Below are 15968 nucleotides of genomic sequence, written 5' to 3' on the forward strand. Positions count from 1 at the left end.
TGAGCAGCGAAGCAACGAGCATCTTGAGAATGAGCCAAGAGACTACAGTTCAGCGGCTGGCATTCTGGTCGATCATCGTCGGTTGCACGGTTCTTGCGCTTAAGTACGGCGCCTACTACGTCACCGGCTCCGTTGCCCTTTATTCGGATGCGCTCGAATCCATCGTTAATGTCGTGGCCGCAGTGGCCGCGTGGTGGGCGATCCGTGTCAGCCATATTCCGGCCGATCAGAATCATCCTTATGGGCATCACAAGGCCGAGTACTTTTCGGCCGTGCTCGAAGGCGCGTTGATCATTGTCGCCGCACTTTTAATCCTCCGTGAGGTCTGGTTCGTCTGGCAGACACCAAGGACGCTCGATCAGCCCTGGCTTGGTCTCGCCATCAACGGCGGCGCGTCGGTGCTCAACGCCATATGGGCAACCGTCCTGATCAATCGCGGACGCCTGGCAAAATCGCCGGCGCTTCTTGCCGATGGCAAGCACCTGATGACCGATGTCGTGACATCGGTGGGCGTGTTCACCGGACTTGTCGGTGCAATTCTCACTGGCTGGACCATCCTCGATCCTATCCTTGCCGTCATCGTCGCCGTCAACATACTTTTCCAGGGTTGGAACGTCATTGGCAACTCGGTGCAAGGCCTCATGGATGTCGGCGTCGCCACCGAGGAGACGATTCACATCCGCGACATAATTTCGGCGAATGCTGGCGGCGCTCTCGAAGTTCATGACTTGAAGACACGCGTCGCAGGCCGGGTAACGTTCATCGAGTTCCATCTCGTGGTCGACGCCAAGATGAGCGTCGGCGACGCCCATGTGATTTGTGACCGGATCGAGAATGCGTTGATGGCGCAAATCCCCGAGGCCAGTGTGGTCATTCATGTCGAACCTGAGGACGAAGCAAAGTTGCCGATCGGCACCGCCGCCGTTCCATTTGCCTAACCTCGCTAGCCACTAAAGGAGTGCTTCCATTGAGTGACGGCCCCTTGCGCATGAAGTCGGTAGAACTGCTCTCGGACAATTGGGGCAAGCTGAAAAAATACACCTATGACATGGTGCGACGTGATGGCAGGCTCGAAGAGCACAAGCGCGAGGTCTACGACCGGGGCAACGGGGCAGTCGTGCTGCCCTACGATCCGTCGCGCGGAACGGTACTACTTACCCGGCAATTTCGGCTGCCGGCCTATGTGACCGGGCACGATCCGATGCTGATCGAAGCCTGTGCGGGCCTCCTTGATGACAATGATGCCGAAACGACGGCGCGCAAGGAAACCGAAGAGGAGCTCGGCTATCGCCTGCGCGACATCGAGCGTGTCTTTGACGTGTTCATTAGCCCCGGGAGCGTGACCGAGCGGCTGGTGTTTTTCGTCGCGGTCTACGATGCTTCAGATCGCATTTCCGAAGGCGGCGGGCACGAAGGCGAAGGTGAAGACATCGAAATTCTGGAGATGACCCTCGATGACGCACTGGCTTCCGTCGAGCGTCATGAGATCGTCGACGCGAAGACCGTGATGTTGCTCCAGCACGTCAAGCTGAAGGGCCTGATGGCCCAAAAGGGCTAAATTTCGATGTATGTGTGCAACAAAATGTAACGAACTGTTTCAGTTCGTCATGATTTCGTTACAATTATGTTGACATAGAGCAGGTGCTTGGGCGAGAGATTTGCCCAGCAATGCGAACTTCATCTTGATGCGACGCTGGGGGCGTACGTCAGGGGACATTAATTGGCGGCACGCATCAATTCCAGTTTCTGAGAATCGAGCGCCAATAGGCATGGCAGCGCCGAGCGGATGACCGCGGCTGTTTACAATCTTAGTTAACCTTTAACTTCTAGGATTAACTTATGGGTAAACCTTTTCTCTTCGCACTTATCGCAGGCCTCTCATTTGCCGCTGCGGCCCAATCGGCGCACGCGATTGGCATCGCTGATTGTGACAAACCGCAGACAGGCAAGGCCGAGGTTCGTTCGAATACGGTTGATCCAACCCCCGATATCGATAAAAATATTGCTGTCGATGCCTGCTCCCAGAAAAGTAAGGCCGCGCCGCAGATGCAGCTCAAGGCTACGCCCGTCAACACGCTCACTACAGGTGGGGCCAGTATTTTGAACAAAGCGATCAAGGGTGAGATAATTCCCCAAAGCGACGGCGCGCTCCATAACGATCTCGCATTCAAATACCGCTTCTATCGCCCGGACGCGCCGAATGGCGATACGCTGGTGCTTCTGCACGGATCGGGCCAGGACGAGACGAGCCTCGTTTCGTTCGGAGCGAAGATAGCGCCGAATGCACTGCTTCTCGCCGTCCGCGGCCGCGTGGTGCAGGATGGTTCGAACCGCTGGTATCGCCGGCTGACCCCGATCAGCTTCGACCAGAAGGACATCCGTTCCGAGGCGAAGGCATTTGCCGATTTTTTCAAGCAGGCAGCGCTGCAATACAAGATCGACCCCAAGCGCACCACGTTCCTCGGCTACTCCAACGGCGCCAATCTCGTTAACGCCGTGATGATGCTCTACCCGGACCTCGTGAAGCAGGCAGTATTGCTCCGCTCGATGCCTGTTCTCACCGAATCGACGGAGGCAAATCTGGCCAATGCTCGCGTATTGACGGTTTCAGGCGTGACCGATCAACTTTACGCGCCTTACGCGCCAGCGCTTGAAGACATGTTGCGGTCGCATGGCGCCCGGGTCGAAGCCCGTACGATCAAGTCGGACCATGGCCTTGGCAAGGAAGACGTGAAGGTCGTCAGCGAATGGCTGTCCGGCATGACCGCCCAGCTCAAAAAGAACTGACCCGCCTTAAACTCATCCTTGCATCCGCCCAGACAGTCGTTTATTTGTCTGGGCCATGAGAACGCGCCCGACCCACGAGTCCATTGCCTCGTCCGCTTTTGCGGGCCTGACGAATCGCGCCTTCCTCCTTCCGCTTCTTCTCGGCCTTATCGGCGACCGCCGGGCTCGTTGAGAGGAGCGTCCGGCGGTCGAAATTGCCGCCAGGCTTCTGCTCCTTACCCTTTACAAGTCCGACGCAACGCTTAAGAAAGTGCCGAGATCGCTTGAAAACTCCGCGTATCCGGCCGGAAACGAGAAGCACAATGACCGATATGATCGCTCCGAGGAAACAGACCGCCGGCATGCCGAATGCCGGCAAAAAGTACGAAGCCTATCCATTCGTCGAGCTGAAGGACAGGCAGTGGCCGTCAAAGCGCATCGATAAGGCACCGATCTGGTGCTCTGTCGACCTGCGCGACGGCAACCAGGCGCTGGTCGACCCTATGGGCCATGACCGCAAGGTACGCATGTTCGCGCTGCTGCTCGACATGGGCTTCAAGGAAATCGAGATCGGCTTTCCTTCCGCATCGCAGACGGATTTCGATTTTGCCCGTTGGTGCGTCGAGGAAGGAAACGCCTCAGACGATGTCTCGTTGCAGGTACTGGTCCAGTGCCGCCCCGAACTTATCACGCGTACGTTCGAGTCCCTGGAGGGCGCGCATAAGCCCATCGTCCATTTCTATAACTCGACCAGCGAATTGCAGCGGCGCGTCGTGTTCGACAAGGACGTCGATGGCATCAAGTCGATCGCGACGGATGCAGCGAAAATGATCACCGACATGGCCGCGAGAGCCGGAGGTGGCTACCGTTTCGAATATTCCCCCGAGAGTTTTACCGGAACCGAGCTCGAAGTAGCGCTCGAGATTTGCAATGCGGTCACCGAGATCGTCAGGCCGACGCCGGACAATAAACTGATCATCAACCTGCCTTCGACAGTCGAAATGTCGACGCCGAACATTTATGCCGACCGGATCGAGTGGATGTGCCGCCAGCTCGACAACCGCGAGAACCTGATCATCTCGCTGCATCCGCACAACGATCGGGGCACTGGCATTGCCGCGACGGAACTTGGGTTGATGGCTGGCGCTGACCGCGTCGAGGGGACGCTGTTCGGCAATGGCGAACGTACGGGCAACGTCGATATCGTCACACTTGCCTTGAACATGTTCACGCAGGGCGTCGATCCCGAGATCGACTGCTCAGACATCAACCGCATGAAGGAAGTCTACGAGTATTCCAACCAATTGATGATTCCCGAGCGGCATCCCTACGTTGGCGAATTGGTCTACACGGCGTTCTCCGGGTCGCACCAGGATGCGATCAACAAGGGCATGAAGGCCATCAAACAGGCCAACAAGACCTTGTGGGAAGTACCATATCTGCCGATCGACCCGCAGGACGTTGGCCGCAGCTACGAAGCCATCATTCGCATCAATTCCCAGTCGGGAAAGGGCGGTATCGCCTATATTCTGCAGGCCGACTATGGCCTCAACCTGCCGCGCGGAATGCAAGTGGAGTTCCGCGAGGATATCCAGCATATTACCGACGAGGAGGGCAAGGAGATGCCATCGAAGCGGATCTACGAGCGCTTCCAGCAACTCTACGTCGAACAGCCCGACGCGCGACTGAAATTCGTCGATCACCACACCTATCCGGACACTGAGCGTAAGGGCATGCGAATCCTCTCGGCCGAAATCACCGATCGCGGTGAGACCAAGCGCATCGAAGGGCGCGGGACGGGGCCGGTGGACGGCTTCATCGATGCGCTTTCCCACTATCTCGGAATTACGCTGTCTGTAGTGAACTATTCCGAACACTCGCTGCAGCATGGCTCGGATGCTGCCGCCATCAGCTACATGGAAATCGAGCATCCCGGTGGCAAGCTGTTCGGGGCGGGCATCAACAAGAACATCGTGACTGCGTCGCTCGAAGGGATCATTTCGGCGGCCAACCGCATCATCGGAAAATGAACTGAAGGGCCCTGAGGGCCCTTCACACATTGCGGGTATCGAAGGTGCGCCCAATCGCGTTTTTGGTGCAATGGCTGCGACTTATCGTTAAAGATTGGTAAAACCGCCTCCTTGCCGGAAAAGCCGATGAATGAAATGAGAGAGAAGATCACGCCAGCCGACGACAAGCGAACGCTTGCCGAGGCGATCCGCGGGGCCCAGGTCGCTGCTGCGGATCGTGGCGATGTCATTATAGACATGAAGGAGGCCGATCTCGCGCGGATCGAAATTCTGGCGCAGGACCTGAAGCCGGTCTTCGATGAAGTGCCGGCGGACGACCCCCAGTGGGATTTTGCGATTTCCAAGGGTTTGCAGCCGAGGCTATGGATTGACGCTACCGCCCACGTGATGATGGGCCGCGACCGGCGGACCTATCGCTTTGTTCGCGACACGCGTCTTGGCCGCATCGTGCTCGCGGAATCACCCGACGTGAAACCTGTTTCGGAAGCAGTGACTACCTATATTGCTGAACGTATCGTCGAAAGACAGCGCTTGATGGAGGGCGAGCGGATAGCGCTCCGCCCGACAGGTACCGCAGAGAGTCAAAACGCTGCAAGCCTGCAACCGGCCGCGAATTCAGCTACCCACGCGCAGAGCCGTTCGGGGCTATACGATATGGCGACAACGGTCGTCTGTTTTGCGATCGGTGCATTCATCGGTGCGGGAGGGATGCTCGCCCTTTTCTGGGAGAAGCTCGCGCCGCTGTTTTGAGCTTAACTCGTAGCGAAAACCCTACCGACCCTGAGATTGTGCTCGCGAATGGTGCGGATCGTCATTTGAGCGTCGACGATCCCGCGTTCGACCATGTTGCAGTCCCAGCCCGCATTGGTTTTTGCAATTGAGAACAGGTTGAACGCCGCCGGAGGCTTGTGCTGACCGACTTCGAAGCCTTGGCTCGCCGCCGGGACACACACCACCGGGATTTCCCAATCGGGTCCATTGATCGCATGGCGGGTTGCGAGATGCGTATGGCCGTGTAGGACAAGCTCCGCGCCAAATTGAGACACCGTTCGCTGGAAGAGGCCGATGCCGAGCAGCCGCTTATGGGCTGGAGCCGCGCCGCGTACGGGGGGGTGATGGATCATTATGACGCGAAAGAGCCCGCGCTTGCCGGTCTCATCCAGGATCTCGCCGAGCCTGCGCGCCTGGCGATCGCGTATGTCGCCCGTCGCCATGAATGGGGCGGTCGCCCGGGCGGAGGAAACGCCGATCAGCGCCACATCGCCGCGAACCCGCAAATAGGGAAATTCGACCGGCCTGTTCTCGGCGGCCTCAATATCGCCGCGCATCCACGGTTCCCAGAGGCGCCGCGCTTTTTTTAGCGCGCCCGGTACGTATGCATCGTGATTGCCTGGAACGACCGAAACATTGGCGGGATCGCCAAGGGACTTGAGCCAGCGTTGTGCCGTCTCCAATTCTTCGTCAAGCGCCAGGTTGACGAGATCGCCGGTAACCGCAATGTGATCGGGCTTCTGTTCCATAATATCGGCAACCAGCACATCGAGTGTGCTGCCGGTCATCGTTCCCTTGCGGTTTGAACGCCAATTGATGTAGCCGGTGATGCGCTTGGAAATCAGTTCCCGCAAGTTGGGTGCGGGAAGTGGCGACAAATGAATGTCTGAGATGTGGGCAATGCGGAACATTTTTCAGCTTTAGGAGAGTATGAAGGCTAAATCCAGTGCTAGAACGTTTGTCGCCAGCGCTGTCGCTCGCTAATAGAACAGTCCCAAGGTGGGACCGTTCCACCCGAAGAAGGAAAGAATGACCGACAAGCGTTCAATTTGGCGCCATCGCCTGTTCCATGCCTATTTCCTGGTGCGACGCCCGATGACGCTCGGGGCGCGGGGCGTCGTCATCGATGAAAAGGCGGGGACCGTCTTCCTTATCCGCCATACCTATGTTCACGGCTGGCAGTTTCCAGGCGGCGGCGTCGAAACAGGCCATACGATGGAGGAGACGCTCGCCAAGGAACTCATGGAAGAGGGCAACATCGAACTGACCGGTCGTCCCGAACTCTTTGCGATCTATCACAACGCTCACGCCTCCAAACGCGACCATGTTGCGCTCTATGTCTGCCGGTCATTTCGCCAGACCGCGCCGTTCAAGCCCAACCGGGAGATCGCCGAGGCAAAATTCTTCAGGCTCGACGATCTGCCCACGGACACGACGCCTTCGACCCGGTTGCGTCTTGCCGAGATACTGGACGGTGCGGAGGTTCCGACTGCCTGGTAGCAGGGGCTTGACTATTCCAGGCCGGTCGCATTCAGCCCGCCGCGATCGTGCGGCGTGGTGTAATCGATGGCTGGACCGACGGGAATAATGCCGGTGGGGTTGATCGTCCAATGGCTACCGTAATAGTGGGCCTTGATATGCAGGAGATTCACTGTCGGAGCGACGCCCGGCACCTGGTAAAGCTCACGTGTATAGTTAGAAAGGTTGGGATAATCGGCGATCCGCTGGCGGTTGCATTTGAAATGCCCCACATAGACCGGATCAAAGCGCAGAAGCGTTGTGAACAGGCGCCAGTCAGCTTCGGTGATTTGATCACCAACAAGATAGCGCTGTGCGGACAGTTTCGCCTCGATCTGGTCGAGTGCGGTGAAAAGCTGGTTATAGGCTTCTTCATAGGCTTCCTGCGTGGTGGCGAAGCCAGCGCGATAGACGCCATTGTTGATGTTTGGATAGACCAGCGCATTGACGGCATCGATTTCCGGGCGCGCTGCTTCAGGGTAGAAATCCAGCGAGGAATCGCCAAAGGCGTCGAATGCGGAATTGAGCATGCGAATGATCTCGGACGATTCATTGGAAACGATTGTATTCAACTGCTTGTCCCAGAGGACCGGAACCGTGACCCTGCCTGAATAGTTCGGATCGGCGCGCGTGTAGATCTGATGCAGATAATCGGAGCCGAAGAGATGATCGCCCGTGGCGCCGTCCCGTTCAAGAAAAGTCCAGCCGTCGGCGCCCATGAAATGATCCACGACCGAGACCGAGATAACGTCCTCGAGCTTCTTCAAAGCGCGAAAGATCAGCGTGCGGTGGGCCCATGGGCAAGCGTAGGATACGTAGAGGTGATAGCGCCCCGGCTCCGCCTTGAAGCCGCCGCTGCCCGATGGGCCAGCGCTTCCGTCGGCGGTTACCCAATTGCGAAATTGCGATTCACTGCGGACGAAGCGTCCGCCGCTCTCCTTGGTGCTATACCACTGGTCCTGCCATACACCGTCGATTAACAAACCCATAGTCTCGAATCTCCATTGGCCGGACGAAACGCCGCGGCGACCCGACTTTATCGTCGGGCCTTGTTTCTCATAACTGGCTTGGCCTGGTCCATAATCCAGCCCCCACCTGGTGAACAGAGCGTAACTCTTTCGACCTTCGCCCTCGAAATTTTGGTTTACGTCGGGGCCGATTGATGTTAGGCGAACGAAAAAGGAGAGATTTGTGACAGGACTTTTGGTCATCCGACGATGAAACCTGAACCGGCGCTTCAAGCGGCGGACGTTCCTGTACTGGCCAATGGCGATGCTAGCCGAGGCAAACAATCACTCTCTTCAAAGAAATCCAACATGCTGAACCATGTCGTGACCTACGCGCCGGAAGAACCGGTGCATGATGATGCAATCGAAGACATCAACAAGGAAGCTTTCGGGCCGGGCCGTTTCACCCGCGCGGCCTACAGGATTCGGGAAGGCGGGCCGCATGATCGCAATCTTTCCTTCGTTGCCATGAATGGCGAACACGTGGTTGCCTCGGTTCGGCTGACGCCGATCCTCATCGGTACGACGCCGGCAATGCTTCTCGGCCCGCTCGCGGTTCGGCCGGCATGGAAGAAACAAGGCATCGGGGCCGCACTCATGCGCACAAGCATGGAAGCAGCTCGCGTTGCCGGGCACAAACTCGTGATCCTTGTCGGCGACGAGCCCTACTATGCACCCTTCGGCTTCCGCCCCATTTCGGGACACCAGATAGAAATGCCAGCGTCGGTTGATCCGGCGCGGTTCCTTGCGTGCGAGCTCTCGCCGCGGGCTCTGCAGAATGTCGAAGGCAAGGTCTTCCATGCAGCGATGGCAGGTGCAGCGGAATAATTTCTATCGGCCTTCGCGGTACCACATCCCGCCGAGGACCAGCATCATCGCGGCAAGGCCGAGGAACCCCGAGAAAAGCGGCAGGCGGGTCACGCTTTTCAGCACCGTCTCATTCGTCTGGCGCAAGCCGATCCAATTGTCGCCGCTGGCGCTTGCCGTGCCGCGCGAAGCAACGATGTTGGGCACCTCTATGCTGCTCTGATCGGGGGCCGCGCGAAGGCGACGAGTGCTACCGCCGGTTTCGCGAGCAAGCGGATCAAGCTTGGCTTGCGTCGAGACGTTGTCGGTAAATTCCGGTGCGTCGACGGGGCCGACATGGGCGAGCGTCGTAAGGTCACCATTGGCAACCTGATACAGCCCGATCTCGTCCGTCGGCAAAGACGCCGTGAAGATACCGGGCTCGGTCTCGGTAAGAGGCACCGATCTGGTCTTGCCGGACGGCGTGATGATGTTGGCGGGTTCAGCCGTCTTCTTCATCGTCTGACGATGAATTTCAAGGTTGCGGCCGTTGCCGGCCGCCGTCAGCGCTTCCTCCTCGAGGTCGGGCTCCTTCATCAGCCAATGGGCAATCCGGCGATAGAGGGCGGCGTGCGGACCACCGCCCTCAAAGCCGCGCGCCCAGAGCCAGCCCTGATCGGAAAGGAACATGCCGACGCGGCCTTCGCCGATACGGTTTAAAACAAGCAGCGGCCTGTCGCCGGCATTCATGATAACCGAACCTTCCGGCGGATTGACGTCGATCACGCGGAACCACCGACTCCAGGCGGGCGGTTCCTGGGTACTGCCTTCAAGGCCACGGGTAACCGGATGGCGCTTGCCCTGGTCGCTCAAACGCGGATAGAAGGCCTTTTCCTCAATATTGCCGGTTGGCGTGGCGGGAAGCACCGAAAGAAGCGGTGTATTCGCGATAGACATCTGGCCGGCAAATTCGGGCCCCGCGGCAATGAGCAGGGCTCCGCCCTTTTGCACATAGTCGTTAATGTAGTCGTAGTAGAGCAACGACATCACATCGCGATGCTGATAACGATCGAAGATGATCAGGTCGAACTGATCGATCTTGTCGACGAAGAGTTCGCGCGTCGGAAAGGCGATCAGCGCCAGTTCGGGTAGCGGTGTCGAATCCTGCTTTTCAGGCGGACGCAAAATTGTGAAGTGAACGAGATCGACGGAAGCGTCCGACTTCAAGAGGTTACGCCAGGTCCGCTCGCCATTGTGGGGTTCGCCAGAAATCAGGAGTACCCGCAGGTTTTCCCGGATGCCGTCCACCATGGCGACGGCACGATTGTTGACGCCCGTGAGTTCGCCCGGAACGGAATCGACGGTGATCTCGACAATGTTGATGCCTGCGCGGGAGAGGGTCACCTCGAGCGGCATTTCCTCGCCGATGATCGCGTCCTCGCTGGCGGTTTCCTCGCCATTGACGCGTACGTGAACACGCGCTCGTCCGCCCTGCGCTTCGCCGGAAGCCGTAACCTTGTAGGCCATCTCCTGCGGTTTTCCGGTCAGTCCGAAACGCGGGGCGCGCACGAACTGGATGCGGCGGTCGATCTCGTTGGGGACGCCGGTGATCAGGCCATGAACGGGTGCATTGAAGCCGAGACCCGCCGGATTGGGGGGAATATCATGGATCTGGCCGTCCGTGATCATAATCGCGCCGCCGACGCGTGACGGCGGAACATCGCGCAGAGCGCCGTTCAAGGCGCCGAAAAGGCGCGTTGACGTTGCATCATCGTTTTCGCTGGGACGGCCGGTCTCGACCGTCCGGACTTCGAATTGCGGCAAGCGCGCGAGGGCAGTCTGCACCTCCTTGAGTGCTGCGCTCGTATCCGCCGCGCGGCTGCCAAGGTCCTGACTTTGGCTGCGGTCGGCAATCACCGCGACCACGCTCTTCAGCGGTTCCCGCTCTTCGTTGACGACAATCGGATTTAGGAGCGCCATGGCAAACGCTGCGAGAGCAACAAGGCGCAGCACGCTGCCACGCTGGCGAAAATAGAGGCCCGCCACGGTGAGCGCCAGCAGCGGCACGAGCAGCAAAGCCAGCAACGTGGTCGAAAGAAGTGGCTGGAAATCGAGCGAAAGGTACATGACTAGTTCCCCAAACGCTCAAGCAGGTCCGGCACATGCACCTGGTCGGACTTGTAGTTGCCGGTCAGCATGTACATGACGATATTGATCCCGGTGCGGAAAGCATAGGTGCGCTGCATGGGATCGTTGGGGACGGTGGGAAACATGGGAGAGCCACTCGCGTCGATGGCCCAGGCTCCGGCCAGATCATTGCCGGTGATCATGATGGGCGTGACGCCATCGCCAGCGCGGACAGGCCGGTCGGCCCTTGCCTCGGTGGAAAGCGACGCTTGCACCCAAAGGGGACTGCCGCGATAGCGGCCTGGGAAATCCTGCAGAATATAGAAGGACTTGGTCAGGACGTGATCGCTTGGCACCGGCTCTAGCGGGGGAATATTGAGGCCGGCCAATATGTCGCGCAGGCGTTGGTTCGACGGGGTTGATGCGTTCTCAAAGCTCACCGCCGCAGCATCCTGGTCGCGCGTGTCGAAGAGCACTGTTCCGCCTTGCTGCATGTAGGCGTCGATCTTGGCGATGGCCTCGGACGAGGGCATTTTCGCGGCCGCATCGATCGGCCAGTAGATCAACGGGAAGAAAGCGAGTTCATCCGTGGCGGGATTGACGCCGATTGGCTCACCCGGCTCCAGCGCCGTGCTATCGGAGAGCGCCCGCGAGAGGCCCGCAAGCCCCGCCTTGCTGATATCGTCGACCGCGCCGTCTCCGGTGATCACATAGGCAAGATGGGTGGCGTTGACCGCATCGAGAATGGTCTGGTCACCAGGCTTGCTGTCATTTTGCTGGGCGTGGGCAGGAGAGGGGGAGACCGCAAAGAGGACAGGCAGCAGCAATAGGACGAGGGAGGCGGCCGCAGCGGTGCGGTAGCGCCGGCGCAGATGGCCGCCAAACCAGAGGACGGCAAGGGCATCCGCAATCAGCAACAAGGCTGCAAGCCCAAACAGTGGACCGCGCAGGGGCAGCGACTCGTCGACCGCATAGCGCGCAGTTGTCACCGGGAATGTCATGTCGGGTCTTGCCAACGGCCTGATTTCCCCATCGGGTCGGAAAAGATTGAGCGCCGACATCGCGTCCTCGACGCCATAAAAGCCGGGCGGATTGTCGAAACTCACTTGCGGCGTCTCACCAGCCTTGGTGATCAACGGCTTGGCGTCGCCGGACGGTGGCATGAGCGCGCCGTCGGCATTCAATATCAGGTAGGGTGGCAAAGCCCGCGAGGCGCTGGCGCCATTCGAGTTCGTTGCAGGTCCTGCACTACGCGAAAGGACAACAAGACGATGCAGCATATCGACGAAGCTGCCGCTGATCGGCAGGTTCGACCACGTCGCCTCGGGAGTAACGTGAAAGAGAACCAATTGTCCGCGTTTGCGCGTTTCGCCTGTTACGAGCGGCGTTCCGTCCGCGAGATTGGCCCAGCTCTTGTCATAAAGGTCCGAGGATGGTTCGGCGAGAACCTGGCGCGTAACGGTCACGTCCTGCGGTGTGGGAAGACCGGCGAAGGGACCATTGTCGGGAAATGCCGCGACCGGCTGCGACTCTTTCCATGAAAGTGCGCCGCCGAGCGAGCGCTCGCCTTTGCGCAATATGACGGGCAGGAGCGGATCATCGTCGCTGCCGGCAAGCCGCGGTCCGGCGAAGCGGATCAGCGTGCCGCCATTGTTGACCCAATCGGAGAGAAGGCGCTCGGTATCGGCAGGCAACTTGCCGATATCCGCCATGATGACCACGGACGGCTTTTGCTCGAGCAACTCCGGCACTGCGCGCACGAGTTCGGCGTTACGTGGACGAAGAAGATCGGCGAACGGTTCAAGTGCTCTTGAGATGTAATAAAGTGGCGAGAGCAGCGGCTGGGAAAGGTCCGCATCCGATCCAGAAAGTAGGGCAACGCGCCGCCGCTTATTGTTGTCGTCGATGAGAAACGTCGCACCGGCTTGTGCGGTACCGTCTATGCGCAGCGTATGAAAGTCGTTGCGCAGTTCATAAGGCGCATTGATAACCGCCTGCCCCGTTGCCTCTCCAGCGGAAAACACCAGGCCAGTTTCGGCGATACGGCGACCCTTTTCATCAAACGCGCCGATCGTGATTGCGCCTGGTCCCCGGTCGTTGCTCGGGCGAACGGCATGGACGGTGAGACCATTCGCGCTGTTTTCGGCCTGGCGGATGGCCGCGAGCGCACTGATCGAGGGCTGGTACCAGATCATCGATGCAATCTTAGTATCTTGCAGCGATTTCAATGCCGCATCCGCCGAGGGTGTATCAATCCCATCATTGAGGTAGGCGAGGCGGGTTCCAGCAACATCTGCAAGCGTCGCTTTCAGCCGGGCGAAGGCGCCTGCTCGATCGACCGGGATCGGCCTCACGTTCAGTGCCCGCACGCGCTCCAGGGCCGTCGTCGCGTCGAACGGGCCAATATCCGTGTTCGCTTTCTCGGCCGTCCCGAGAATGTAGATCAGCGCGCCGGAGTTCGCGGCATCGGCGATAAGGCGTTCTGCCGTCTCCTTGCGCGCGGACCACTCCTCGTTTGCAGACCAGCCATTGTCGAGGACGATGGCGATCGGATCCTTGCCGGTCAGTGTTTCGGGACGGGGGTTCCACACCGGCTCCGACAGGGCGAGGATTACAAATGTTGCCAGAAGCAGCCGCATTAGCGTCAGCCACCATGGGCTTTTGTTCGGCGTTTCCTCTTTCTTCAGGAGCTGCGCCAGAATCCGCAAAGGCGGAAAGATTTCGCGCACCGGTCGTGGCGGTGTAACCCGAAGCAACCACCAGATAACCGGAAGGGCAATCAATCCCGCCAGAATGGCGGGCGCGCCGAATGCAAGGGGAAGCGCGTTCACGAGGCACCCCCGCCCTGGTAGCCGATTTTGGCGGTCATGTTCATGTGAACGGTCACGAGGGCTTCGGAAGCCAGCCGATCCGTACGATTGACGGTGTAGCTCCAGCCGATGCGCTTACAATAGGTGCTCAAGGTCTCGCGGCGTGCATAGAACAGATTGCGGTAATCATCCGCATAGTCCTGAGCGCGGCCGAAGGTCATGGAGGCGCCGGTCTCGGGATCGACAAATTCCGTACGCCGCCTATAGGGAAAATCTTCCTCGGCGGGATCGTAGATCTCGATCAGGTGGGCGCGCGCGCCGACATGGGCGAGTTTCTGCAACGTATCGAGCGTCTCCTCGACCGGCTCCAGGAAGTCGCTGACGAGCACCACGTCCGAGAACCGGCGCACCCTGTCGAGATCGGGCTTGGCCGGCAGATTTGCCGCGTGGGAGAGCAAGGTTGCGAGACGTTCCGCGCCATTTCGGGCCGAGGACGGATCGGCGATGTCGGGATAGCCGATCCGTTCGCCGCTGCGTGAGAGAAGTTCCGCCAAGGCAAGCACCATGACGAGCGCACGTGATTCCTTTGAAACCTGCGCTTGCTCGGACTTGAAGAGCATCGATTGGGAGGGATCGGCCCAGAGCCAAACGGTATGGGCCGCTTCCCATTCCTGATCACGAATGTAGGTGCGATCGTCGCGGGCGGACCTGCGCCAATCGATGCGCGAGACGGCCTCACCTTCCGTATAGGGTCGAAATTGCCAGAAGCTCTCGCCAACGCCGCTCTTGCGGCGACCGTGCCAGCCGGTATTGACCGTATTCAGGATGCGGTGAACCTCGACGAGGAGGTCAGGCAGCAACGCGGCGCGTTGACGGGCGCGCGCGAGCGCATCGCCTGTCTCGGTTCGCCGGACTTGCGTGCCTATTGCTGCCATCAGAGGGCAACCTTGGTCACATTTGCGATCACATCGCGCACGTTCATGCCATCGGCGCGGGCAGCGAAGGTCAGGGCCATGCGGTGTTGCAGGACGGGTTCGGCGAGCGCCTTGACATCGTCGACCGAAGGCGCGAGGCGTCCATCGTACAGAGCGCGGGCGCGGGCGCAGAGCATTAGAGCCTGGCTGGCACGGGGTCCGGGACCCCAGGAGATGAACTTCTTGGCGATGTCATTGTCGGCGCCGGGCCTTGCCGAGCGAACAAGTTTCAAAATGGCATCGACCACCCCTTCCGGAACCGGCATGCGGCGGATCAATTGCTGCATTTCGAGGAGACGCGTCGCATCGATCACCCGGTCTGCTGCAGCTTCGGAGGTGCCCGTCGTTTCAAGGAGCACCCGGCGCTCAGCCTCAAGTTCCGGATAGAGAATATCTATCTGCATGAGAAACCGGTCGAGCTGCGCTTCCGGCAATGGATAGGTGCCTTCCTGTTCCAGCGGATTTTGTGTCGCGAGCACATGGAACGGGCGTGGCAGGTCGTGGCGTTCGCCGGCGACGGTCACGTGATATTCCTGCATCGCCTGGAGAAGGGCAGACTGAGTGCGCGGCGAGGCGCGGTTGATTTCGTCGGCCATCAACAGCTGGGCGAAGATCGGACCCTTCACATAGCGGAAGTAGCGCTTGCCGTTGTCGTCCTGTTCCATGATCTCGGAACCGAGAATATCGGAGGGCATGAGGTCCGGGGTGAACTGGATGCGGCGATCATCCAGTCCAAGCACAGTTCCGAGCGTCTCAACCAACTTCGTCTTGGCAAGTCCGGGGACACCGACGAGCAAGGCGTGTCCGCCCGCTAGAAGCGCGACAAGCGTGCGCTCGACGACGCTCTCCTGGCCGAAGATGACGGTGCCGATGCCGTCCCTGATCCTGGCAATATCGGCCAAGGCTTTCTCGGCCTCGGCGACCATTGCCTTTGGATCGGACGGTACCTCTGGTTTAATCATCGTCATCGATTCACCTCGCCGCTGGTATAATTACAGAGTCTTTCTTAAATCACTCCAAGTCACTATGACATGTTGAAACGACTCTAAATCACTATGACATGCTGACAAGCGGTCCAACGGTGACTATTTCGTGACGTATACAGAAAAAAGGTCAGGGCTATGGCAGGGCGGGAAACCAGTGTGCGCGATGCGGCGGGGCTTGAGGCTCTGATCTCGC

13 protein-coding genes are annotated in these 15968 nt (G+C 59.2%); 7 read left to right on the top strand and 6 right to left on the bottom strand.

Annotated features, from left to right (window positions below; all coding sequences use genetic code 11):
- Window positions 1-29 precede the first annotated feature (29 nt).
- From AAAB35_RS09720 to AAAB35_RS09740, 5 genes are all read left to right on the top strand, one after another.
- Window positions 30-938, top strand: coding sequence for a cation diffusion facilitator family transporter (locus tag AAAB35_RS09720; RefSeq protein WP_340668079.1), 909 nt, complete (start codon window positions 30-32; stop codon window positions 936-938).
- Between the two features lie 29 nt (window positions 939-967).
- Window positions 968-1558, top strand: a complete 591-nt coding sequence (locus AAAB35_RS09725) for an NUDIX domain-containing protein (RefSeq protein WP_340668080.1) — start codon at window positions 968-970, stop codon at window positions 1556-1558.
- Window positions 1559-1839: 281 nt separating this feature from the next.
- Entirely contained in the window at window positions 1840-2787 is a 948-nt protein-coding gene (locus AAAB35_RS09730; RefSeq protein ID WP_340668081.1) for an alpha/beta hydrolase, read from the top strand.
- Between the two features lie 302 nt (window positions 2788-3089).
- The gene (leuA, locus tag AAAB35_RS09735; RefSeq protein ID WP_340668082.1) at window positions 3090-4796 is read left to right on the top strand and encodes a 2-isopropylmalate synthase; all 1707 of its coding nucleotides are present in this window, start codon (window positions 3090-3092) and stop codon (window positions 4794-4796) included.
- Between the two features lie 126 nt (window positions 4797-4922).
- Entirely contained in the window at window positions 4923-5546 is a 624-nt protein-coding gene (locus tag AAAB35_RS09740; protein WP_340668083.1) for a hypothetical protein, read from the top strand.
- A 2-nt stretch (window positions 5547-5548) separates the two neighbouring features.
- On the opposite strand, the gene AAAB35_RS09745 is transcribed toward AAAB35_RS09740, so the two are convergent.
- Complete coding sequence (locus AAAB35_RS09745) at window positions 5549-6478, bottom strand: metallophosphoesterase (protein ID WP_340668084.1); 930 nt, start codon at window positions 6476-6478, stop codon at window positions 5549-5551.
- Window positions 6479-6596: 118 nt separating this feature from the next.
- Here AAAB35_RS09745 and AAAB35_RS09750 point away from each other — a divergent pair, with 118 nt between their 5' ends.
- The gene (locus AAAB35_RS09750; protein ID WP_340668085.1) at window positions 6597-7067 is read left to right on the top strand and encodes an NUDIX domain-containing protein; all 471 of its coding nucleotides are present in this window, start codon (window positions 6597-6599) and stop codon (window positions 7065-7067) included.
- 11 nt (window positions 7068-7078) lie between these two features.
- On the opposite strand, the gene AAAB35_RS09755 is transcribed toward AAAB35_RS09750, so the two are convergent.
- Window positions 7079-8074, bottom strand: a complete 996-nt coding sequence (locus AAAB35_RS09755; RefSeq protein WP_340668086.1) for a glutathione S-transferase family protein — start codon at window positions 8072-8074, stop codon at window positions 7079-7081.
- A 327-nt stretch (window positions 8075-8401) separates the two neighbouring features.
- Between AAAB35_RS09755 and AAAB35_RS09760 the strand changes: the two genes are divergently transcribed.
- Complete coding sequence (locus AAAB35_RS09760; protein ID WP_340668087.1) at window positions 8402-8920, top strand: N-acetyltransferase; 519 nt, start codon at window positions 8402-8404, stop codon at window positions 8918-8920.
- A gap of 3 nt (window positions 8921-8923) precedes the next feature.
- Here the strand turns inward: AAAB35_RS09760 and AAAB35_RS09765 are convergent, their stop codons facing one another.
- The 4 genes from AAAB35_RS09765 to AAAB35_RS09780 are packed head-to-tail and all read right to left on the bottom strand — an operon-like array spanning window position 8924 to window position 15757.
- Window positions 8924-11005, bottom strand: coding sequence for a hypothetical protein (locus tag AAAB35_RS09765; protein WP_340668088.1), 2082 nt, complete (start codon window positions 11003-11005; stop codon window positions 8924-8926).
- Window positions 11006-11007: 2 nt separating this feature from the next.
- On the bottom strand, window positions 11008-13836 hold the full coding sequence (locus AAAB35_RS09770; RefSeq protein WP_340668089.1) for a DUF4159 domain-containing protein: 2829 nt from the start codon (window positions 13834-13836) through the stop codon (window positions 11008-11010).
- Entirely contained in the window at window positions 13833-14750 is a 918-nt protein-coding gene (locus tag AAAB35_RS09775; RefSeq protein ID WP_340668090.1) for a DUF58 domain-containing protein, read from the bottom strand. Before AAAB35_RS09775 ends, AAAB35_RS09770 begins: the two co-directional genes overlap by 4 nt.
- Window positions 14750-15757 (bottom strand): MoxR family ATPase, encoded by a 1008-nt coding sequence (locus AAAB35_RS09780; protein ID WP_340668091.1) that lies wholly within the window; start codon window positions 15755-15757, stop codon window positions 14750-14752. The genes AAAB35_RS09775 and AAAB35_RS09780 overlap by 1 nt, the downstream gene beginning before the upstream one ends.
- Between the last annotated feature and the right edge of the window lie 211 nt (window positions 15758-15968).

It is taken from the genome of Phyllobacterium sp. (assembly GCF_037994425.1).
In the GTDB taxonomy this organism is placed as follows: Bacteria; Pseudomonadota; Alphaproteobacteria; order Rhizobiales; family Rhizobiaceae; genus Phyllobacterium.